19 protein-coding genes and 1 tRNA gene are annotated in these 20,769 nt (G+C 64.8%); 12 read left to right on the top strand and 8 right to left on the bottom strand.

The features are described 5' to 3' along the window. Positions 1-91: 91 nt before the first annotated feature. Positions 92-580 (bottom strand): single-stranded DNA-binding protein, encoded by a 489-nt coding sequence (locus tag HMPREF9465_RS02740; protein WP_005433879.1) that lies wholly within the window; start codon positions 578-580, stop codon positions 92-94. Positions 581-605: 25 nt separating this feature from the next. After that, a complete protein-coding gene (locus HMPREF9465_RS02735) occupies positions 606-1,808 on the bottom strand; it encodes an MFS transporter (protein ID WP_038006409.1) in 1,203 nt (400 codons plus the stop codon). Positions 1,809-1,951: 143 nt separating this feature from the next. Here HMPREF9465_RS02735 and uvrA point away from each other — a divergent pair, with 143 nt between their 5' ends. Both uvrA and HMPREF9465_RS12175 read left to right on the top strand, forming a co-directional pair. Beyond that, positions 1,952-4,738, top strand: a complete 2,787-nt coding sequence (gene uvrA / locus HMPREF9465_RS02730; protein ID WP_038006407.1) for an excinuclease ABC subunit UvrA — start codon at positions 1,952-1,954, stop codon at positions 4,736-4,738. A gap of 31 nt (positions 4,739-4,769) precedes the next feature. Beyond that, the gene (locus HMPREF9465_RS12175) at positions 4,770-5,684 is read left to right on the top strand and encodes an SDR family oxidoreductase (RefSeq protein WP_051008971.1); all 915 of its coding nucleotides are present in this window, start codon (positions 4,770-4,772) and stop codon (positions 5,682-5,684) included. Positions 5,685-5,782: 98 nt separating this feature from the next. On the opposite strand, the gene galE is transcribed toward HMPREF9465_RS12175, so the two are convergent. Next, complete coding sequence (gene galE, locus HMPREF9465_RS02720) at positions 5,783-6,778, bottom strand: UDP-glucose 4-epimerase GalE (RefSeq protein WP_005433873.1); 996 nt, start codon at positions 6,776-6,778, stop codon at positions 5,783-5,785. Between the two features lie 150 nt (positions 6,779-6,928). Here galE and ruvX point away from each other — a divergent pair, with 150 nt between their 5' ends. Together ruvX and HMPREF9465_RS02710 are read left to right on the top strand one after the other, a co-directional pair. Further along, on the top strand, positions 6,929-7,324 hold the full coding sequence (gene ruvX / locus HMPREF9465_RS02715) for a Holliday junction resolvase RuvX (protein ID WP_005433870.1): 396 nt from the start codon (positions 6,929-6,931) through the stop codon (positions 7,322-7,324). A gap of 11 nt (positions 7,325-7,335) precedes the next feature. Beyond that, positions 7,336-8,187 carry a lysophospholipid acyltransferase family protein gene (locus HMPREF9465_RS02710; RefSeq protein WP_005433868.1) on the top strand — a complete coding sequence of 284 codons (852 nt, stop codon included), beginning with the start codon at positions 7,336-7,338 and terminating at the stop codon, positions 8,185-8,187. Positions 8,188-8,194: 7 nt separating this feature from the next. Here HMPREF9465_RS02710 and HMPREF9465_RS02705 read toward each other — a convergent pair whose 3' ends face one another. Further along, a complete protein-coding gene (locus HMPREF9465_RS02705) occupies positions 8,195-9,019 on the bottom strand; it encodes a symmetrical bis(5'-nucleosyl)-tetraphosphatase (RefSeq protein WP_005433866.1) in 825 nt (274 codons plus the stop codon). A gap of 107 nt (positions 9,020-9,126) precedes the next feature. On the opposite strand from HMPREF9465_RS02705, the gene galU reads away from it, so the two are divergent. After that, complete coding sequence (galU, locus tag HMPREF9465_RS02700; RefSeq protein ID WP_005433865.1) at positions 9,127-9,966, top strand: UTP--glucose-1-phosphate uridylyltransferase GalU; 840 nt, start codon at positions 9,127-9,129, stop codon at positions 9,964-9,966. Between the two features lie 83 nt (positions 9,967-10,049). Here galU and rfaE2 read toward each other — a convergent pair whose 3' ends face one another. Genes rfaE2 through rfaE1 form a run of 4 tightly spaced genes read right to left on the bottom strand, consistent with a single transcriptional unit; the run spans position 10,050 to position 13,053 of the window. Further along, positions 10,050-10,544, bottom strand: coding sequence for a D-glycero-beta-D-manno-heptose 1-phosphate adenylyltransferase (gene rfaE2, locus HMPREF9465_RS02695; RefSeq protein WP_005433863.1), 495 nt, complete (start codon positions 10,542-10,544; stop codon positions 10,050-10,052). Next, the gene (gene gmhB / locus HMPREF9465_RS02690) at positions 10,541-11,119 is read right to left on the bottom strand and encodes a D-glycero-beta-D-manno-heptose 1,7-bisphosphate 7-phosphatase (protein ID WP_005433862.1); all 579 of its coding nucleotides are present in this window, start codon (positions 11,117-11,119) and stop codon (positions 10,541-10,543) included. The genes rfaE2 and gmhB overlap by 4 nt, the downstream gene beginning before the upstream one ends. Beyond that, positions 11,116-12,120: an ADP-glyceromanno-heptose 6-epimerase gene (gene rfaD / locus HMPREF9465_RS02685; RefSeq protein ID WP_005433860.1), complete on the bottom strand. Its 1,005-nt coding sequence runs from the start codon at positions 12,118-12,120 to the stop codon at positions 11,116-11,118. Before rfaD ends, gmhB begins: the two co-directional genes overlap by 4 nt. A 12-nt stretch (positions 12,121-12,132) precedes the next feature. Then, the gene (rfaE1, locus tag HMPREF9465_RS02680; RefSeq protein ID WP_051008970.1) at positions 12,133-13,053 is read right to left on the bottom strand and encodes a D-glycero-beta-D-manno-heptose-7-phosphate kinase; all 921 of its coding nucleotides are present in this window, start codon (positions 13,051-13,053) and stop codon (positions 12,133-12,135) included. Positions 13,054-13,264: 211 nt separating this feature from the next. Here rfaE1 and HMPREF9465_RS02675 point away from each other — a divergent pair, with 211 nt between their 5' ends. The 7 genes from HMPREF9465_RS02675 to miaB all read left to right on the top strand — a co-directional run bounded on the left by HMPREF9465_RS02675 (position 13,265) and on the right by miaB (position 20,767). Further along, positions 13,265-14,647 carry a phosphomannomutase/phosphoglucomutase gene (locus HMPREF9465_RS02675; RefSeq protein ID WP_005433856.1) on the top strand — a complete coding sequence of 461 codons (1,383 nt, stop codon included), beginning with the start codon at positions 13,265-13,267 and terminating at the stop codon, positions 14,645-14,647. Between the two features lie 24 nt (positions 14,648-14,671). Next, positions 14,672-16,126: a hypothetical protein gene (locus tag HMPREF9465_RS02670; RefSeq protein ID WP_005433854.1), complete on the top strand. Its 1,455-nt coding sequence runs from the start codon at positions 14,672-14,674 to the stop codon at positions 16,124-16,126. After that, positions 16,127-17,089: a lipopolysaccharide heptosyltransferase I gene (gene waaC / locus HMPREF9465_RS02665; protein ID WP_005433853.1), complete on the top strand. Its 963-nt coding sequence runs from the start codon at positions 16,127-16,129 to the stop codon at positions 17,087-17,089. It abuts the gene before it with no gap. Further along, a complete protein-coding gene (locus HMPREF9465_RS02660; RefSeq protein WP_005433852.1) occupies positions 17,086-18,399 on the top strand; it encodes a 3-deoxy-D-manno-octulosonic acid transferase in 1,314 nt (437 codons plus the stop codon). The genes waaC and HMPREF9465_RS02660 overlap by 4 nt, the downstream gene beginning before the upstream one ends. Then, positions 18,360-19,199 (top strand): bifunctional hydroxymethylpyrimidine kinase/phosphomethylpyrimidine kinase, encoded by an 840-nt coding sequence (gene thiD / locus HMPREF9465_RS02655; RefSeq protein ID WP_005433851.1) that lies wholly within the window; start codon positions 18,360-18,362, stop codon positions 19,197-19,199. Before HMPREF9465_RS02660 ends, thiD begins: the two co-directional genes overlap by 40 nt. Before the next feature lie 59 nt (positions 19,200-19,258). Continuing rightward, positions 19,259-19,335, top strand: a tRNA-Met gene (locus HMPREF9465_RS02650). Between the two features lie 103 nt (positions 19,336-19,438). Further along, complete coding sequence (gene miaB, locus HMPREF9465_RS02645) at positions 19,439-20,767, top strand: tRNA (N6-isopentenyl adenosine(37)-C2)-methylthiotransferase MiaB (RefSeq protein ID WP_005433850.1); 1,329 nt, start codon at positions 19,439-19,441, stop codon at positions 20,765-20,767. Positions 20,768-20,769: the final 2 nt, after the last annotated feature.

Here is a 20,769-nt window from a genome sequence, read left to right as displayed (position 1 = left end):
AGATTTTAGGGCGTACAACCGTGGTTGTACGCCCTAATTTAATTCCCCGCTTTCATGCGCAGGGGGGTGGCACTAAAGTGCTACACACCTCTTAGAACGGAACGTCGTCGCCTTCAAGCTGGTCGAAGGGGGTGTTGGACGTCACCGGGGCGCTCTGGCGGGCTGGCTGGGGAGCTGGCTGGGGAGCGGGACGCGAGGCGCGCGGAGCGCTTTCGAAGCCGTCGTCCATGCCCTGGTTGTCGGACTGGCGGCGGTCGAGGAGCTGCATCGTTTCGCCGATGATTTCGGTGGCGTAGCGGTCAGTGCCGTCCTTGGCCTGGTACTTGCGGGTGCGCAGGCGGCCTTCGATGTAGCACTGGCTGCCCTTGTGGAGGTATTCCTTGGCGATTTCGGCAAGGCGGGAGAAGAGGACCACGCGGTGCCATTCGGTTTCGCTGACGGTCTGGCCTTCGGCGTTGCGGTAGCGGCGCGTCGTGGCGATGTTGAGCGTCGTGATGGCGGTGCCGCCGTCCGTCGTGTAGCGGGTTTCGGGATCTCGGCCGAGATTGCCGATCAGGATTACCTTGTTGATGGAAGCCATGATTAACTAACTTGCAAAATTATATCTATCGAACTTGAATTGCTTCACCTTGTTCATGCTGTCTGCGGGGCTTGGGCTCCTTGAGGCCAAGTGCAAGCAGGAACCAACAAAGCATAGCAAAACTCGATGCATAGAACACGGCCTGCGATGAAAAATGTTGGGCGATCCAGCCGCCCGCGGCGCCGCCGACGAAGAGCCCGAAGCTCTGCGTCGTGTTGTAGATGCCGAGTGCAAGCCCCTTGTCGGCCTTGGGGGCCGTGCGCGAGATGAGGCCGGGCAGCGTGGCTTCGAGGATGTTGAAGCCGATGAAGAAGAGCGTCACGAGGAAGGCCACCTCCCAGACGGAGTGCATCAGGAAGGAGAAGAGCACGAAGACGACCGCGAGAAGGAGCACGTTCATGCGCAGGAGCGAGGCGACCTTGCGGTTGCGCTCGGCCCAGATGATGGGCTTCATCATGACGGCGAAGCCGATGAGCACGGCGGGAAGATAGATGTACCAGTGGTGCAGGACGGGAAGTCCCATCTCGACGAGCTGCGTCGGAATGACGACGAAGAGGGCCATCTGCACGCAGTGCAGGCAGAAGATGCCCGCGTTGAGGCGCATGAGCTGAGGGTCGAAGGCGACCTTGGGCCAGGGCTGGTGGTCGTCCGCCTCCTCGGTGGCGACGGCGGGCACGTCGGGCACGACCTTGAGGACGATCCAGACGGCGCCTGCGGAAAGGACGGCCGTGAGCCAGAAGAGTCCGGGCACGCCCCAGAGTTCGGTGAGCGGCGGGGCGGCGACGAGGCTGAACGCGAAGGTGAGGCCGATCGAGGCGCCGACGAGCGCCATGGCCTTCGTGATGACGTGGTCGCGCACGCTGTCCGCAATGAGCGCGGTGACGGCGGCGGAGATGGCGCCCGCGCCCTGAAGCGCGCGGCCGATCATGACGGCCCAGATCGTGGTGCCCATGGCGGCGACGACGCTGCCTGCAATGAAGAGCAGGAGGCCGGCGACGATGACGGGCTTGCGGCCGAGACGGTCGCTCGCAGCGCCGAACGGAATCTGCAGGACGCTCTGGGTGAGGCCGTAGATGCCGAGCGTGAGGCCGACGAGAAAGTCGCTGTCTCCGCCGGGCAGGTGCCTGGCATAGACTGCGAAGACGGGAAGAATGAGGAAGAGTCCGAGCATGCGCAGGGCGAAAATGCCTGCGAGGGAGATGCTGGAACGCTTCTCCTGAGCCGTCATGGCTCCGGAGGCGTTTGAGGGATCGTGTTTGGCGCGCATGAGTAGCCGTAAGAATGAAAAGTCGGGAGGACATCCTTTCCCCGAACGGTAGGACAGTCTATATTTGTTAGTTTGATTTTGCCCTTAAGAGCCGTCTTCACATGATGAAAGCCATTTCCGTGCGTGGCGCGCGCACCCACAACCTCAAGAACGTCAGTCTGGATATCCCGCGAGACAAGCTCACGGTCATCACGGGACTTTCGGGCAGCGGCAAGAGTTCGCTCGCCTTCGACACGCTTTACGCGGAGGGGCAGCGCCGCTACGTGGAGAGCATTTCGGCTTATGCGCGGCAGTTCCTTGAGCTGCGTCCGAGGCCCGACGTCGACGGCATCGATGGACTTTCGCCCTCCATCGCCATCGGACAGCGCAGGAGTTCGGGCTCGTCGCGCTCGGTCGTGGGCACCGTCACCGAAATCTCGGACTACATGAGGCTTCTCTTCGCCCGCGCGGGCGTGCCCTACTGCCCCGAGCACGGCAAGCATCTGGAGATGAGCTCGATCGCCTCGATCGTCGACCGCACGCTCACGCTCTCGGACGGCGCGAAGATCATGGTGCTCGCACCTGTTTCTCGCGGCAAGACGGGCAACTTCAAGGCGTATTTCGAGAAGTCCCTCGCCGATGGCTACGTGAGGTTCAGGATCGACGGCGTCGTTCAGGTTCTCGAGGTTGCACCGTCCCTCAACGACGGCCGGCCGCACGACGTGGACGTCGTGGTCGACCGTCTCAAGGTCTCGCCCGAGGCCCGCACTCGTCTGGCTGAAAGCTGCCAGAGCGCATCCGACCTGAGCAACGGCCGCGTCTACATCGAGGAGTTCGGCACGGGGATGCACTACGAGTTCAGCACGCAGTTCGCCTGTCCGCTCTGTAGCTTCAGCGTTCCTGCGCTCGAACCCATTCACTTCTCCCCCTTCAATCCCGCCGGATGCTGCACGGCCTGCGAAGGCACGGGTACCGTGCGGGCCTTCGACGCAGGGAAGGTCGTAACGGCCGAGACGGGATCGATTGAGGCGGGCGCCATCCCGGGATGGGATGCGAGGAACGGCGTCAAGTTCAAGCTCATCTCCGCTGCGGCGGAGGTGCTCGGCGTGTCCGTCCGCACGCCCTGGTGCGAGTATCCGGAAGAGGTGAAGCAGGTCTTCCTCTATGGCAACGAGCAGACGCGCAAGCTACGGGTGCCCTTCATCGGCGTGATGAACGACCTGCAGAGGCAGTGGGACGATCCGAGGACCCTCAGCTACATGAGGCAGGGTCTCGAGACGTACCGCTCCGACGTCACCTGTCCCGTCTGCAAGGGCGAACGACTTCGCCCCGAGCTTCTGTCCGTCTACGTGGGGGACGGCGACAAGCGCTACTCCTACGGCGAGATGAACTCGATGAGCCTCTCGCAGCTTCGAGCGGCGTTCGCGGGACTTGAGTTCTCGGAGCGCAGGGCTGCGGTGGCCGAGCGTCTGACGGCGGCCATCTCGAGCCGCCTCGCCTTCCTTGAGAACGTGGGGCTGGGCTATCTCTCCCTGAACCGCCGCGCCGACACGCTGTCGGGCGGCGAGATGCAGCGCATCAGGCTTGCGAGCCAGATCGGCTCGGGGCTCTCGGGCGTGCTTTACGTTCTGGACGAGCCGAGCATCGGCCTGCATCAGCGTGACAACGAAAGGCTTTTGAAGAGCCTCGCCGACCTGAGGGACCTCGGCAACACCGTCATCGTCGTCGAGCATGACGAGGACGCCATGCGTTCGGCCGACTATCTCGTCGACATGGGGCCCGGTGCGGGCGAGAAGGGTGGCGAGGTTCTCGCTGCCGGCACGCCCGAGGAGGTCATGGCAAGCGAGCGCTCCCTGACGGGCAAATACCTCAGGGGCGAGCTGAAGATTCCCGTGCCGAAGGAGCGCCTCAAGCCCGAGCGCGGCTGGCTTACGCTTTCGGGCGCCTGCGGCCACAACCTGCGCAACGTCACCCTCAGGGTTCCCGTCGGACTTCTGAGCGTCGTGACAGGCGTTTCGGGCTCGGGCAAGTCCTCGCTCGTCATCGACACGCTCTATGCGGCGATGTCCCGCACGATCAACCGTGCGACGACGATGCGGCCGCTTCCGTACGGACGCATCGAGAACATCGAGGCCTTCGACAAGGTCATCATGGTCGACCAGTCGCCCATCGGACGCACGCCCCGTTCGAACCCTGCGACCTATACGGGCATCTTCTCCGCCATCCGCGAGGTGTTCGAACAGACGCAGACTGCGCGCGAACGCGGCTACGCGGCAAGCCGCTTCAGCTTCAACGTCAAGGGAGGCCGATGCGAGGCCTGTCAGGGCGACGGCATCGTCTGCATGCAGATGCAGTTCCTGCCCGACGTCTACGTGCCCTGCGACGTCTGCCATGGACGCCGCTACAACAGGGAGACGCTTGAGGTGACCTATCAGGGCAGGAACATCGCCGACGTGCTCGAGATGACCGTCGACGAGGCGCTCCCGTTCTTCGACGCCTATCCGAAGATCAAGCGCGTCCTGCAGGCGCTCGCCGACGTCGGCCTCGGCTACATCAAGCTCGGCCAGAGCGCGACGACCTTCTCGGGCGGCGAGGCCCAGCGCATCATGCTCGCCGCCGAGCTGTCGCGACCCGAAACGGGCCGCACGCTCTACATCCTCGACGAACCCACGACGGGCCTTCACTTCAAGGACATCGAGCAGCTTCTCGGCGTCCTGCGCCGCCTGACGGATCAGGGCAACACCGTCCTCCTCATCGAGCACAACCTCGACGTCGTCAAGTGCGCCGATTACGTGGTCGACATGGGCCCCGACGGCGGTGAGAACGGAGGCGTCATCATGGCCGAGGGCACGCCTGAGGAAGTGGCGGAGTCCGACAGCGTCTCGTCGCCTTATCTGAAGCGTGTTTTATAAGTCGATATAAGGAAATACATCTGTGTCCGTGATGATTTTGGGTGCGTCGGGCCGTCTCGGCAGGGCGCTTTGGGAGAGCCGTCCGCAGACGCTCGAAGTGACGGCGCTGACGCATGCGGAGCTTGATGTAACGGACATTCGGGCGGTCGAGGCCGTCATTGCGCTCGCTAGGCCCGACGTCGTGATCAATGCCGCGGCTTGGACGGACGTGGCGGGCGCCCAGACGAACGCGGCCGCTGCGCGGGCTGTCAATGCCGTGGCGCCCGGCGCCATGGGGCGTCTTTTCGCCCGCACGGGCGTCAGGATCGTGCACTTCTCGACGGACTATGTCTTTTCGGGAGAGGGTTCCTCACCCTGGAACGAAGCTTCCGAGGCCCATCCCAGACAGGCGGGCGTCTACGGCGTCACGAAGCACGAGGGGGAGAGGCTCCTTGAGGAAAGCGGCGTTTCGGGAGCGATCGTGCGCGCGGGCTGGCTTCACAGCGGCGAGCGCGACTTCGTGAAAGCCATTCTGTCGGCGGCGGCCGAGGGCAGGGCTCTCTGCGTGACCGCCTCTCAGATCGGTACGCCTACTTCGACGGAGGCGCTCGCCCGATGGACCTGGGACGCCCTGCCCGAACTGACGCCTGTCGATCGACTGACGACGGTCCACTACGTGGAGGAAGGCGGCTGGATCAGCAGGGCCGATATGGCCGTTCATGCACTGGAGGCGGCCGAGGACCGGGCCATCAGGCTCGGTGAATTCAAGCTGGCCATTCGCTTCCGAAAGGCCAGGGAGGGCATGCGGAGAACGGATGCCGACGACGGCTTCAGGCCGCTCAACTGCCGGCTCTCGAGTCTCAAAAAGGACGAGTTTCCGCGGACGGAACGGTGGATGGAGGGTGTGGATAAGTCTGTGGATATCGTGGTTGAGGCCAAAAAATCCCTGTGGATAACTCAAAAATGAGAGTCTGAATCTCCTTGAATTTCAATAAGATGAAATGAAAACGGCCGCCAAGGGGGCGGCCGTGGATAACTTTGGCTCTCCTGTAGGGGAGCGGTGCGTCAGCGCTTGTTGGACTCGAAGTTCCAGGCGTCCCTGCACATGTCGTCGATCGTGCGGGAGGCCTTCCATCCGAGGAGCCTTTCGGCGCGGGCGGGGTCGCACCAGTTGGCGGCGATGTCGCCCTCGCGGCGGTCGACGAGTTCGTAGGGAACGGAACGGTCGCTGGCCTTTTCAAAGGCCTTGACGACTTCGAGGACGCTGTAGCCGCGGCCGCAGCCGAGGTTGATGGCGATCCAACCCGTGTGGTTCATGATGTAGGGCACGGCCTTGGCGTGGCCGTCGGCGAGGTCCATCACGTGGATGAAGTCGCGCACGCCCGTGCCGTCGGGCGTCGGGTAGTCGTGTCCGAAGACGCGCAGGCGGGGCAGCGTGCCGTGAGCCACGCGGGCGACGTAGGGCAGCAGGTTGTTCGGAATGCCGTTGGGATCCTCGCCGATGAGGCCCGAGGGATGGGCGCCGATCGGGTTGAAGTAGCGCAGGCAGACGGCGCTGAATTCGGGATAGGCGCGGCAGACGTCCGCGAGAATCTGCTCGATGTGCAGCTTCGAGCGGCCGTACGGGTTCGTCGGTTCGCCGGTCGGGCAATCCTCGGTGAGGGGAAGCGTCTCGGGCGTGCCGTAGACCGTCGACGAGGAGCTGAAGATGATGCGGTTGACGCCCTTCCTGCGCATGGCCGCGAGCAGCACGAGCGTGCCGTTGACGTTGTTGTCGTAGTACTCGACGGGCTTGCTGACGGATTCGCCCACGGCCTTGAGGCCTGCGAAGTGAATGACGGCGTCGACACCGTCGAGCGCCTTCTCCATGGCGGCGGCGTCGCGGATGTCGCCTTCGATGAAGACGGGGCGACGGCCCGTGATCGTCTCGATTCGGTCGAGAACGGAGCGGTCGGCGTTGGAGAGATTGTCGAAGAGCACGACGTCATGGCCGGCCTCGATGAGCACGACGGCCGTATGGGAGCCGATGAAGCCCATGCCGCCGGTGAGCAGAATGTTCATGTCTGGGTCCTGCGAGGTGAAGACGGGAGGCGCGGGAGCGCCGTCCCCTGGGGTGGTGGCATTGTAATGCTGCGGCGTGATTGCAACAACAGTCTTCCCGAATCGGCGTGCGGCCCGGCCGTATAATCACAGTTTTTTGCAGGATCGAGCATGCAGGAAGGAACCGTACTCTGCTTTGACTTCGGACTGGCCAGAACCGGCGTCGCCTCGGGCAATACGCTCACGCGCAGCGCGCAGCCCGTCACGATCATTCATGCCAGAACGAACGACGAGCGCTGGAAGGCCGTCGAGGCCCTCGTGAAGGAATGGGAGCCCGTGCTTCTGGTGGTCGGCGTACCCCGTCACGGGGACGGCACGGACTGCGACCTCACGCCCCGCTGCGAGCGCTTCGCCCGCCAGCTCGGCGGCCGCTTCCGCCTGCCCGTGCGCACCGTCGACGAGCGCTTCTCGTCCGTGATGGTCGAACACGGCGCGGACAAGATCGACGACGAGGCCGCCGCCGTCATCCTGCAACAGTACTTCGACGAGCAGGACGCCGTCGCCTGAGGAAGCCTTTCATGCGCTATGTCATCGGATGCGGCCGCATGGCCGCCGTGGGGATCATGATCCTTGTGATCCTCTTCATCCTTCTCGTGCTTTTCCCGCTGGTCGGCCGCAAGGGCCGCGGCCGCTGCGTCAGGCGCGTCTGCCGCGTGCTCATGCGCGTGCTCGGCGTGCGCATGACCGTCAGGGGCGCGGTGCCCGTCGCGCAGAGCGCCGAATGCGGCGTGAACGGAGAGGGACCGGGCTACATGGTCTGTGCAAACCACGTTTCCTTCATCGACATCTTCATCCTCGATGCGGTCCTTCCGTGCCGCTTCGTCGCCAAGAAGGAGATCGCCTCCTGGCCCGTCTTCGGCTTCATCGCCAGGGGAACAGGCACGCTCTTCATCGACCGCAACCGCAAGCGCGCCGTGCTTGAGATCGCCGACGCCATGGCGGGCGCCATCAACGAGGGCACCAACGTGCTCTTCTTTCCCGAGGGCACGACGGGCAACGGCCTTGAGCTTCTGCCTTTTCATCCGAATCTCTTCGAGGCCGCCGTCCGCTCGGGCGCGCAGATTCTGCCCGTGACGCTCCGATACACGCTCGACGGCAAGCCGAGCGGGCTCGTTTCCTATGCGGGGGACGTCGCGCTCTTCACGGTCCTCAAGCGAATCCTCTTCACGCCGGGACTCGACGTCGAGGTGACGGTGCTCGATCCCGTCTCCGTCGACGGAAAGACCCGCCAGGCGCTCTGCCTTGAGGCATCCGCGCTCATGTCGGGGGCGCTCGGCGTCTCCGACGTCACCGCTGAACGCGAAGAGGCCCGCAGGCGCCGCCTGCAGGCCATGTCCGAAACGAAGGCCGAAGCCGAAAAGACCGTCTGAGACGGACTTATTTGTATTTGAAGGGGTCTGCCCAGCAGGGGCAGTCCTCCTGATAGATCCGCCTGTCGGGGAAGCGCACGGCGGTGAGCTTCCCGCCCCACAGGCATCCCGTGTCGATGGCCACGATGTCGTCGCGGCGGATGAGGCCCAGCATGGACCAGTGGCCGAAGCAGATGGGCGTGCCCGCCATGGGGCGCTTCGAGTATTCGAACCACGGGATCAGGTGCTTGGGTGCGGAGCCGATGTCCTCCTTCTGCTTGAAGTCGAGCTCGGCCGTCTTTTTGTCCACGAAACGCATGCGCGTGAAGCAGTTGAGAATGGCCTGCATGCGCTCGCCGCCCTTGAGCCCGTCGTCCCAGTCGCTGTTGCCGTACATCTGCTGGAGCATGGCCTTCCAGTCGGGCCCCGACAGCACGGCCTCGGCCTCGCGTGCGAGTCCCCTGGCCTTTTCCAGCGTCCAGAGCGGATGAACGCCCGCATGCACGAAGACGGCGTCCTCGGTTTCGATCATGATGGACTGGTGCCTGAGCCACTCGATGAGTTCGTCCGCGTCGGGCGCCTCGAAGATTTCTCCGATCGTGTCCTTCTTGTGCACCTTGCTCGCACCCGCCGCCACGGCCAGAAGGTGCAGGTCGTGGTTGCCGAGCAGGCATCGCGCCCTGCTGCCGAGGCCAGCGACGCGCCGAAGGGTCGCTAGCGATTCGGGCCCCCTGTTGACGAGATCGCCGAGGAAGATGAGCGGGGCGTCCTCCGGGAGCTGTTCGAGCAGACCGTCCAGGCTTTCCAGACAGCCCTGCAGGTCGCCGATGGCGAAGTACGGGTTCGTGACCATAAGAATCTCTAATTCGTGCTAGTCTTTACGACAATTTCAGCGTTGATTGCCCCGACTGAGGGACAACCCTGATTTTCTCAATTGTACTTTTTATTGGTCACAAGACAATGAAGCCTGTTCGCAAAGTCGTGTTCCCCGTCAACGGTCTCGGCACCCGCTTTCTTCCCGCCACGAAGGCGATGCCCAAGGAAATGCTCCCCGTGGTCGACATGCCCCTGATCCAGTACGCAGTGGCGGAAGCCGCTGCGGCGGGCATCACCGAAATGATCTTCGTGACCGGCCGCAACAAGCGCGCCATCGAGGACCACTTCGACTCCTATCCCGAACTCGAGCGCGAGCTTGAGGAAAAGGGCAAGGACGAGCTTCTCGAGCTCGTGCGCGGCATCGTTCCCGCCGGCGTCAAGTGCATCTACATCCGCCAGCCCAAAGCCCTCGGCCTCGGCCACGCCGTGCTGTGCGCCAAGCCCGTCGTGGGTGACGAGCCCTTCGGCGTCATGCTCGCCGACGACCTCGTCGACGCTCCGAGCTCCTGCATCGGCCAGCTGACGGCCGTGCGCGAAGCCCGCGGCGGCGGTTCCGTGATCGCCGTCCAGGACGTTGCTCCCGAAGCCACGAACAAGTACGGCATCGTGAGCGTGGATGACACGAGCCTGCAGACCTCCCAGATGCGCGGCATCGTCGAGAAGCCCGACCCCAAGGTCGCGCCGTCCCGTATGGCCGTGATCGGCCGCTACGTCTTCGAACCCGAAGTCTTCGACTACCTCGAGAAGGTCACGGTCGGCGTCGGCGGTGAAATCCAGCTCACCGACGGCATCGCCTCGTCGCTCGACACGGTGCCGACCTACGCCCACCGCTTCGAGGGCACGCGCTTTGACTGCGGCAGCAAGCAGGGCTTCCTTGACGCGACCATTCACTTCGCACGCAAGCGCGGCTTCAAGATCAACTGATCCCGCCTTCCGCAAGAATGACAAAACCCGCACAGGCCGACAGCCGTGCGGGTTTTGTTGTTTCAGAGGGCTTCGGGAGGCCGTCAGGCGCCGCGGACCTTCTTCAGAAGGGCCGTGGTGGAGCGTTCGTGCTCGAACTGAACCGTGACGGTCCTGGCGCCCCAGGTGGCGACGAGCTTCGCCTCGGGGAGGTCCTCGATGCGGTAGTCGCCGCCCTTGACGTAGATGTCGGGGTGGGCAAGCTCGACGGCCTTGAGCGGCACCTTGTCCTGGAAGACGACCACGAGGGAGACGGACTCGAGCGAGGCGAGTACGGCGGCGCGGTCGGCCTCGGTGTTGATCGGACGGTCGTCGCCCTTGCCGAGCATCTTGACGGAGGCGTCGCTGTTGATGGCCACGACGAGACTGCCGCCGAGGCTGCGGGCCTGGGCGAGGTAGGTGACGTGGCCGCGGTGCAGGATGTCGAAGACGCCGTTGGTCATGACGACCGGATGCGCAAGCGCGGCGGCGCGCTCGGCGAGCTCGTCCATCGTGCAGATCTTGCCTTCAAAGGCAGGGGCGGGTAGACGGGTGCTCACGGGAGACTCCTTTGCTTGAGTTGTGCGAACCAGGGGGAGGCGACGGCGTCGGCCAGACTCCTGAAGGCCCCGGTGGCGTCCGCGGAGGGAACGGGGGCCTCAAGGCCGTCGGTGCCGAGCTGAATGCGCTCAACGCAGCCTGCGGCGCGGCCTGCCGTCATGTCGCCCGGCTTGTCGCCGAACATGATCGAGGTCGAAAGGTCGATGCCGAGGTCCTCGGCAGCCTTGAGAAGCATGCCGGGACGGGGCTTCCTGCAGTCGCAGTCCATGCGGTAGGGCAGATTCGCCTTTTCGGGATGGTGTGGACAGAAGTAGACGCCTGCGACGGGGGCGCCCGCCTCGGCGAAGCGGGCCTTCATCCAGTCGGTGAGGCGGGTGAAAGCGGCTTCGTCGTAGTATCCGCGTCCGATGCCCGACTGGTTGGTGACCACGACGAGCAGGTAGCCTGCTTCCGAGAGGGCGCGGGCGGCCTCAAGGACGCCCGGAACCCAGTCGAACTCCTCGATCTTGTGGACGTAGGCGTGATCGATGTTGATCACGCCGTCACGGTCGAGAAATGCGGCCTTTCTCATCATTCTTCCACGTTCGGGAAGGCGGCGAGGAGGTTCTGCATGTACTCGCGGGTGCCCTCCTGAACCGTGCGGAACTCGACGTCGCAGCCGGCCTTGCGCAGGTTCTCGAGGTTGGCCTGCGTGAAGGCCTGGTACTTGCCCTTGAGGGCTTCGGGGAACGCGATGTACTCGAGCTCGCCCGTCGCGACGGCCTCTTCGAGCGTGAGCTGCTGCCTGCCGTCGTGTTCGCGCAGGGCGTTGATCACGGACAGGGCGACGTCGTTGAACGGCTGGGCTCGGCCCGTGCCGCAGTTGTAGACGCCGGAGACGGGCTTGTCGAGGAAGTGCATAAGCACCTTGCAGACGTCGCCGACATAGACGAAGTCGCGGGACTGCTCGCCGTTGCCGTAGCCGAGGCAGCCTTCAAAGAGCTTGACCTTGCCCGTGCGGCGGTACTGGAAGTACTGGTGGAAGGCGACGGAGGCCATGCGGCCCTTGTGCTGCTCGTTCGGGCCGTAGACGTTGAAGTAGCGCAGGCCGATCACGGGAGCGCGAAGGCTCTTGAGTTCGCGGCGAAGCACCTGGTCAAAGAGGTACTTGGAGTAGCCGTAGACGTTGAGCGGGCCTTCATAGCGGACGTCCTCGATGAACTCCTGGTGCGCGCCGTACGTGGCGGCGGAGGAGGCGTAGATGAAGGGAATGCCGAGTTCCTGGGCCCAGCGGTAGAGCTCAAGCGTGTAGCGGTAGTTGTTCTCCATCATGTACTTGCCGTCGTGCTCCATCGTGTCGGAGCAGGCACCCTGATGGAAGATCGCCTCGGGCTTCGGAGCGGAGCCGTCACGCACGCGGGCGATGAAGTCGCGCTTGTCGAAGTAGTCGGAGATGCTGCACTTGGCAAGGTTCTGGTACTTTTCGCCGCGCTCGAGATTGTCGACGGCGATGATGTCGGTGATGCCGCGCTCGTTGAGGGCGAGAACGTTGTTGCAGCCGATGAAGCCGGCGGCGCCGGTGACGAGAATGCTCATGGCAGTCAATCCTTAAAAGAGTTCTTCATAAGAAACGGTGGCGGTGCCGAGCTTGCCGACGACCACGCCGGCGGCACGGTTGGCCGTGCGGACGGCTTCCTCGACGGTCATGCCCGTGGCGAGCATGGTGGCGAGGATGGCGATGACGGTGTCGCCCGCGCCCGAGACGTCGTAGACCTCGCGCGCCTGAGTGGGCACGGTGATCTGGCCGCCTTCAAAGTAAAGGGTCATGCCTTCCTCGCTGCGGGTGAGGAGGAGGTACTTGAGGCCGAGCTCGGCGCGCAGGCCCTGGGCCTTGGCGGTGAGCTCCTCCTCGGTCCTCCAGGAGCCGACGACCTGGCGGAGTTCGGAGCGGTTGGGCGTGAGCATCGTGGCGCCGCGGTAGCGCGAGTAGTCGTCGCCCTTGGGATCGATGAGGACGGGGATGCCCGCATCGCGCGCCATGGCGATCATGGAGACGATGTGGGAGAGGCCGCCCTTGCCGTAATCGGAGAGAATCAGGGCGTCGTGTTCGGCGAGCAGGGCGCGGAACTTGTCGAGGTGCTTGTTGAGGACCTCCTCGGCGGGATGCGACTCGAAGTCGCAGCGAAGCATCTGCTGTTGGCGGGCCACGACGCGCAGCTTGACGGTCGTGTCGAGCGATTCGTCGAACTGGAAGTGCGGCGTGATGCCCTGTTCGCGCGCAAAGCGTTCGAGCGTGCGGCCGGGTTCGTCGTTGCCGACGACGCAGAGCAGGGAGGAGCGGCCGCCGACGCTGGCGATGTTGACCGCGACGTTGGCCGCGCCGCCGAGGCGCTCTTCGGTGCGGCTGATGCGCACAACGGGAACCGGCGCTTCGGGGGAGATGCGTTCGGCGTCGCCAAACCAGTAGCGGTCCAGCATGGCATCGCCCGTCACGAGAACGCGGGCTTTGGAAAGAGTCTGTTTGTCCATAAAACTTGCGGGCGGCGCAACGGCCGCCATGGTGGTAGACGTGCCCTGATTGTAATGGTTGGCGGGCCCTCGCGTCGGCGCGGCCGTGCGTTTGCCAACGGTTGCAATCGGGTTTTGGGCGGAAGTCACCGATTGGCTACAATTATCTAATTACCTGAAGCAGGCGCAGGCCCCGTTCCAGCGCCTGCGGACTAATACGAGGAGAGAAATTATGGCGCCCGACGCCTCTATTTTTAAGGCTTATGACATTCGCGGCATTGTTGACAAGACTTTGACGGAGGATGCCGTCCGCCAGATCGGCCGGGTGCTCGGCACGATGGCGCACGAGGCCGGCAGGACCTCGTTCTGCGTCGGCCGCGACGGCCGCCTGTCGGGCGAGAGGCTCGCGGGCGCCCTGATGGAGGGCATCACTTCCGCAGGCGTGGACGTCATCGACATCGGCATGGTGCCGACGCCCGTTCTCTACTTCGCCACCGTCCACTTCGGCAACGGCACGGGCGTCGCCGTGACCGGCTCGCACAATCCGCCCGAATACAACGGCCTCAAGATGATGATCGGCGGCATCACGCTCTTCGCCGACCAGATTCAGGGCATTCTCGCCCGCATCCGGAACGAGGACTGGCGCACGGCCGAGGTGCCGGGCACGATCCGCCGTGAGGACGTGGTGCCCGCCTATCTCGAGCGCGTCCTTTCCGACGTGCGCCTCGAGCGCTCAATGCGCATTGCGATCGATGCGGGCAACGGCGTCGCCGGCCCCGTCGCCGCCAGGCTCTTCAAGTCCCTTGGCTGCGAGGTGACCGAACTCTTCACGGACGTTGACGGCACCTTCCCGAACCATCATCCCGATCCCTCCAAGCCCGCCAATCTCGAGGACCTCAAGAAGGCGGTTCTCAAGGACGGCATCGAGCTCGGCCTCGCCTTCGACGGCGACGGCGACCGCCTCGGCGTCGTGACGAAGTCGGGCGAGATCATTTATCCCGACCGTCAGATGATGCTCTTTGCGAAGGACATCCTTGCGCATCATCCCGGCGCCCAGATCGTCTACGACGTCAAGTGCACGCGCCGTCTGGTGCCCTGGATCGAAGCCTGCGGCGGCGTCCCGACGATCAGCTGCACGGGCCACTCTCTCGTCAAGGCCAAGCTGCGCGAGACGGGCGCTCCGTTCGCGGGCGAGATGTCGGGCCATCTCTTCTTCAACGACGGCCGCTGGCCCGGCTTTGACGACGGCGTTTATGCCGGCGCCCGCATCCTTGAAATCCTTTCCCGCGAGGCGGATCCGTCCGCCGCGCTTGAAGCGCTCCCGAGCGCCGTCAACACGCCCGAACTGCAGATCCGCATGGCCGAAGGCGAGAACAAGGCCTTCATCGCCCGCCTGCAGAAGGAGGCCCGCTTTGACGACGCGCTTGACGTGATCACGATCGACGGCGTGCGCGTCGAGTGGAACGACGGCTTCGCGCTCGCCCGCTCCTCCAACACGACGCCGGTCGTCGTGCTTCGTCTCGAAGGCGACACGCCCGAGGCGCTCGAGCGCATCAAGAAGACCTTTGCGGAGGTGCTGCTCAAGGTCGAGCCGTCGCTTGAGCTTCCCTTCTGATAGACCGCGTCAGGAATTTTCCTCATGACTGATTCGAACAACTGGACCCTGCTTCCCTTCCTGCGCGACAGCGCAGGCGTGGACACCATGGTGACCGCCTGCGGGATCCGCCTTGACATCTCCCGCCAGCGCCTGACGGGCGAGGACCTCAAGCGCCTTGTCGACCACTGCCGCACGCGCGGCGTCGAGGAGGCGCACCGCCGCATGATGGCGGGCGAGATCGTCAATCCGAGCGAAGGGCGCGCAGCGCTTCACACTTCGCTGCGATCCTTCTCGGCCGGTGCGCCGAAGTTCGCCGAGGTCGACCGCGAGCGTCGCCGCATGCTCGACTTCGCGCGCCAGGTGCGCGAGGGCATCCGCCTCGGCTGCAGGGGTGACCGCATCACCGACGTGATCAACGTCGGCATCGGCGGCTCCGACATGGGGCCGCACGCGGTCTACCATGCGCTTCGTCCCTCCAATCCGAAGATCCGCGTCCATTTTCTCTCCACCGTCGACGGCGTGCTCCTTGAGCGCATTCTCGACGTCTGCAATCCGCTGACGACCCTCGTCGTCGTCTCCTCGAAGAGCTTCGGCACCCGCGAGACGCTCGTCAACGCCGCAGCCGTCGACCAGTGGCTGCTCAACCACGGCATCGTGGGCACGGACCGTGCGCACCACATGGTGGTCGTCTCGGCCAACCCCGACGCGGCCGCCCAGATGTGCCTGCCCGAGGAGAACTTCTTCCGCATGTGGGACTGGGTCGGCGGCCGATTCTCCGTCTGGGGCGCAGTGGGCCTGCCGCTCGCACTCTCTCTCGGGCCCGAGGTTTTCCTCGAGTTCCTGCAGGGCGCGGCCGAAATGGACCGCCACTCGCTGACGGCGCCGCTTGAGAAGAACCTTCCCGCGACGCTGGCCATGATTGCGTTCTGGAACGCCAACCGCCTCGAGATCAGCACGCACTGCGTGCTGCCCTACGACGAGCGCCTGCGCGTGATCGTGCCCTGGCTGCAGCAGCTCGAGATGGAGTCGCTCGGCAAGAACCACACGCCTGACGGCCGCCGCATCCCCGGCAGGACCGGCCAGGCCGTCTGGGGCGCAAACGGCAACGAGGCCCAGCACAGCTTCTACCAGTGGCTTCGCGAAGGCACGGGCCGCGCCAGCATCGATCTCCTCTGGAGCGAGATGCCCGGCCACCGCTATGCGGAGCACTACCGCGTGCTGCTCGCCAACGCCCGAGCTCAGGCCGAGGCGCTCATCATGCGCGATCCCGACAATCCCTGCTTCAACGCCGTCTCAGCCATCGTGATGGACGCCGTGACGCCGCGCCGCCTCGGCGCGCTCATGGCCATGTACGAGCACAAGACGACGATGCTCGGCACGCTCTTCGGCATCAACCCCTTCGACCAGCCCGGCGTCGAGCTTGGCAAGCGCCTGAGCAAGCGCGCTGAACGTGGCGAGGATCCGATGACTGCAGTTGCGGAAGAGGTGAGGTTTTAATTGAAGATCCTCGTCATCAAGTCCTCCTCCATGGGCGACATCATTCATGCGCTGCCCGTGGCTCATGACATCAGGCAGGCTCTGCCCGAGGCCGAGCTTCACTGGGTTGCGGAAGAGAGCTTCCGCGACATTCCGACGCTCGCCCCCGCAGTCTCCAAGGTTCACGTGACGGCCTTCCGCCGCTGGCGCAAGGCCATTCTCTCGGGTCCCGTCCGAGCCGAAATGGCGGACGTGAAGAATGCGCTTCGCGCCGAACACTACGACGTCGTGCTCGACATCCAGGGGCTGATGCGCTCGGCGATGGTCGCCCGCTGGGCGGGCGTTCCCGCCACGGGCTACAGCTGGGGCACGGCCCGCGAGCCGATCGCCTCGCTCGCCTATGCCCGCAAGCTTGATCTGCCCGCATCGCTCGGCGCCGTGCGCCGCTACCGCATGGCCGCAGCCGAAGCTCTCGGCTACGAGATCGATCCCGAAAGGCCCGTCTTCGGCCTGCAGGCGAATGCGGAGCCGTCCGTGAAGCCCGCCGGTCCCTATGCGGCGCTGGCCGTCAATACGAGCCGTGACGAAAAGCTCTGGCCCGAGGAGTACTGGACGCATCTGGGCCGCAAGTTCGCCGGCGCAGGCCTCAGAAGCGTTCTCTTCTGGGGCAGCGACGTCGAGCGCGAGCGCGTGGAGCGTCTGGTCAGGACCATTCCCGGCGCCGAAGTGGCTCCGAGGACCACTCTGGCGACGACGGCCGCCACGCTGGCCCGTGCCGAGTGCGTCGTGGGCGTCGACACGGGGCTTGCCCATCTCGGGGCGGCGCTCGGTCGTCCGAGCGTCGGCATCTTCGTCTCCACGCCGACCGAGACCCTGAAGCTTGTCGGGGACGGTCCCGTGCGCAGCCTCGGCGGCATCGGACAGTGTCCGGACGTCGACGAGGTTTGGAAGGCGCTCGTCGCCGTTCAGGGAGAACGCTTGTGAGAATCACTCCGTCCATGTACAGGGCGGTGAGCGTCGTTGCGCTCCCGCTCGCCAGTCTTTATCTGATGTGGCGCTCCCGCCGCCAGCCCGCTTACCGCCAGTTCTGGGACGAGCGCTTCGCCTGGTCGAGCTTTCCGCTCAAGACGGGGCGTCCGCGCGTCTGGATCCACGCCGTGAGCGTGGGCGAGACGAATGCCGCTAAGCCGCTGCTCGAGGCGGTTCTCGAGCGCTGGCCTGAGTGCGACGTGCTGCTCACGCACATGACGCCGACGGGTCGCGAGGCCGGCGCTAAGCTTGTGGCGCTTGCGCCCGACCGCATCCATCAGTGCTATCTGCCCTACGACGCGCCGTATGCCGTCGAGAAGTTCTTCCGCCAGACCCAGCCCACGATCGGCATCATCATGGAGACCGAGGTGTGGCCGAACCTCATGAGCGAGGCCAAGCGGTGCGGCGTGCCGATGGTGCTTGCCAATGCGCGCGAAAGCGAGAAGTCCCGCGCTCAGGCCGAGAAGTTCCTCGACGTGATGGGCCCCGCCTTCGGCAGCTTCACGGCCATCCTCGCGCAGAGCGAGGAGGACAAGGAGCGTCTTGAGAGCCTTGGCGGACGCAACGTCACCGTCTGCGGCAGCGTCAAGTTCGATATCCGTCCGAACGCCTCCCAGGAGGCCGCCGCGCGTGCCTGGAAGGCGTCGCTCAGCCGCCCCGTCGCGCTCATCGCCTCGACCCGTCAGGGCGAGGAGGTGCTGTTTGCGAAGGCCATGGCCACCCGTCCCGAACTTCTCAGGCGTGCGCAGTTCTGGCTGGTGCCGCGTCATCCGCAGCGCTTCGACGAGGTCTTCCGCACGCTCACCGGCGCAGGCCTCAAGGTCTGCCGCCGCTCGCAGATTGCGGAGCCCGCCGACGTGCCCGCCGACACCGACGTCGTGCTCGGCGACAGCATGGGCGAAATGAGCTTCTACTGCGCTCTGGCCGACATGACGGCCATGGGCGGATCCTTTCAGAACCACGGCTCCCAGAACGTGATCGAGCCCGCGCTTGCAGGCTCGCCCATCGTCGTGGGACCGTCCATCTTCAACTTTCAGAAGGTCATCCGCGACGGCCTGTCCGCCGGCGCCATGGTGCAGGTCGAGACTCCCGAGGAGGCACTCGACCGGTTCGAGCACTGGCTTGACGTTCCCGAAACCCGCGTGAGCGCGAGCGAGGCTGCCCTCGGCTTTTCGAGGCAGTATGCGGGCGCGACTCAGCGAATGATGACGATATTGGAGGTCTTGTGGCAGAAGGCACAGAAAACAGCATCCCTAACGTCGTAAGCATCGCGGGGGTGGACCCCTCGGGCGGTGCGGGCGTTCTCGCCGACGTCAAGGCCATGAGCGCCTGCGGCGCCTATGCCTGCGGCGTCATCGCGGCCCTGACCGCTCAGAACACGCAGACCGTCACGGGCGTCATGCCCGTGCCCGCGACCTTCCTCAAGGAGCAGATCGACACGCTCTTTGACGACGTTCGCATCGACGCGGTCAAGATCGGCATGCTCGGCACGGTCGAGCAGATCGAGACGGTGGCCGACGCGCTCGTGCGCCGCAAGCCCCGCTTCGTGGTGCTCGACCCCGTCATGGTCGCCAAGGGCGGCAGCCGGCTGCTTGCGGCTGACGCCGTCGACGCCTTGAAGGAGAGGCTCCTGCCGCTCGCCACCATCATCACGCCCAACCTGCCCGAAGCCATGTGCCTTCTCGGACGAGAAGAGGACGTGACGGAGGAGGAGTTCCCCGAAGTCGCCCGCGAGCTCTGGAAGCTCCTCGGGCGTCGAAACGCCTGGGTCTATCTCAAGGGCGGCCATCTTGAGGGCGAGTCCGCCTACGACCTGCTCTTCAACAACGTCGTCTCGGTTCCCTTCACGGCTCCCCGCGTACCGACGAAGAACACGCACGGCACGGGCTGCACGCTTTCGTCCGCCATCGCGGCCTTCCTGCCGCAGTCGGTCGACGTGCCCGAGGCCTGCCGCCGCGCCAAGGAGTACCTGACGGGCGCCGTCCGACACGCAGGCGAGCTCGACGTCGGCCACGGCCACGGTCCCACGAACCACTTCTGGCGCCTCTGGAAGGAGAGGGTGTAAAAATTTGTAACGCCTCCTTGACGGGGGATTGGGAAGGCTGCATAATCTCAGTCCTCAACGGCGCATTAGCTCAGTCGGTTAGAGCAGAGGAATCATAATCCTTGTGTCCGCGGTTCGAGTCCGTGATGCGCCACCAGATTTCAAAAGCCCCGCCTTCTCCACTGAAGCGCGGGGCTTTTTTCTTTCCCGGCCGCAGGCCATGGTCCTGCGGCTCTAAACATCGTCCCCGGATCTAAACCGTGCAAGCGAAGAAACTCTATCTGCGCAGCTTCGGCTGCCAAATGAACGACTACGACAGCGGTCGCATCGCCGACCTTCTCAACGCCGAAATGGGCTATGAACGCACCGACGTGCTTGAGGAGGCCGACCTGGTCGTCGTCAACACCTGCTCCATTCGTGAAAAGGCTCAGGAGAAGACTTTCTCCGACCTCGGCCGCATCCGCGAAGTCAAGAAGACGCGTCCCGGCATGCTGATCGCCGTGGGCGGCTGCGTCGCGAGCCAGGAGGGCGAAAACGTCATCCGCCGCGCGCCCTGCGTTGACGTGGTCTTCGGACCGCAGACCCTGCATCGTCTGCCCGACATGCTTCGCGCCCGCGTTGAGACGGGCCGTCCCCAGGTCGACGTGAGCTTCCCCGAAATCGAGAAGTTCGATCATCTGCCCGCCCCGAAGGCGCATGGCGCCGCCGCCTTCGTCTCGATCATGGAAGGCTGCTCGAAGTACTGCTCCTACTGCGTGGTGCCCTACACCCGCGGCGAGGAGATCTCGCGCCCGATGGTGGACGTCCTCATGGAGGTCGCCCAGCTTGCCGATCAGGGCGTCAGGGAAGTGACGCTTCTCGGCCAGAACGTGAACGCCTATCGCGGCAAGATGCCCGACGGCTCGATTGCGGACTTCGCCCTGCTGCTTGACTACGTCTCCGAAATCGACGGCATCGAGCGCATCCGCTACACGACGAGCCATCCGCGTGAATTCTCCCAGCGCATCATCGACGCCTACGGCCGCCTGCCCAAGCTCGTCAACCACGTGCACCTGCCCGTGCAGGCGGGCTCCGACCGCGTGCTCGCCGCCATGAAGCGCGGCTACACCGCCGCCGAGTACGTCGAGATCACGAGGAAGCTCCGAGAGCTTCGTCCCGACATCTCGATCGCGACCGACTTCATCGTGGGCTTCCCCGGTGAAACCGCCGAGGACTTCGAGGACACGATGAAGCTCGTCGAGGAAGTGGGCTTCGACGCCAGCTTCTCCTTCATCTACAGCCCGCGTCCCGGCACGCCCGCCGCCCGTCTTCCCGACGACACGCCCTATGACGTGAAGCTTGCGCGCCTGCAGCGCCTGCAGGCGACGATCGACGCGAACGCGACCCGCATCAGCGAGAGCATGCTCGGCACCGAGCAGCGCGTGCTCGTGCTCGGCCCCGCGCGCAAGGGCGAGGGCTTCCTCATGGCCCGCACGGACAACAACCGCATCGTGAACTTCGAGGGACCGCTTTCGCTTGTGGACACGATGGTGCGTGTTAAAGTGACGGATGTGTATCCGCATTCGCTTGGCGGACAACTTCTGGACTGACT

The organism is Sutterella wadsworthensis 2_1_59BFAA, assembly GCF_000297775.1.
Taxonomy (GTDB): Bacteria; Pseudomonadota; Gammaproteobacteria; order Burkholderiales; family Burkholderiaceae_F; genus Sutterella; species Sutterella wadsworthensis_A.
Note: the sequence above shows the minus strand (reverse complement) of the source record. Positions and strands in the feature narration are given on the sequence as shown.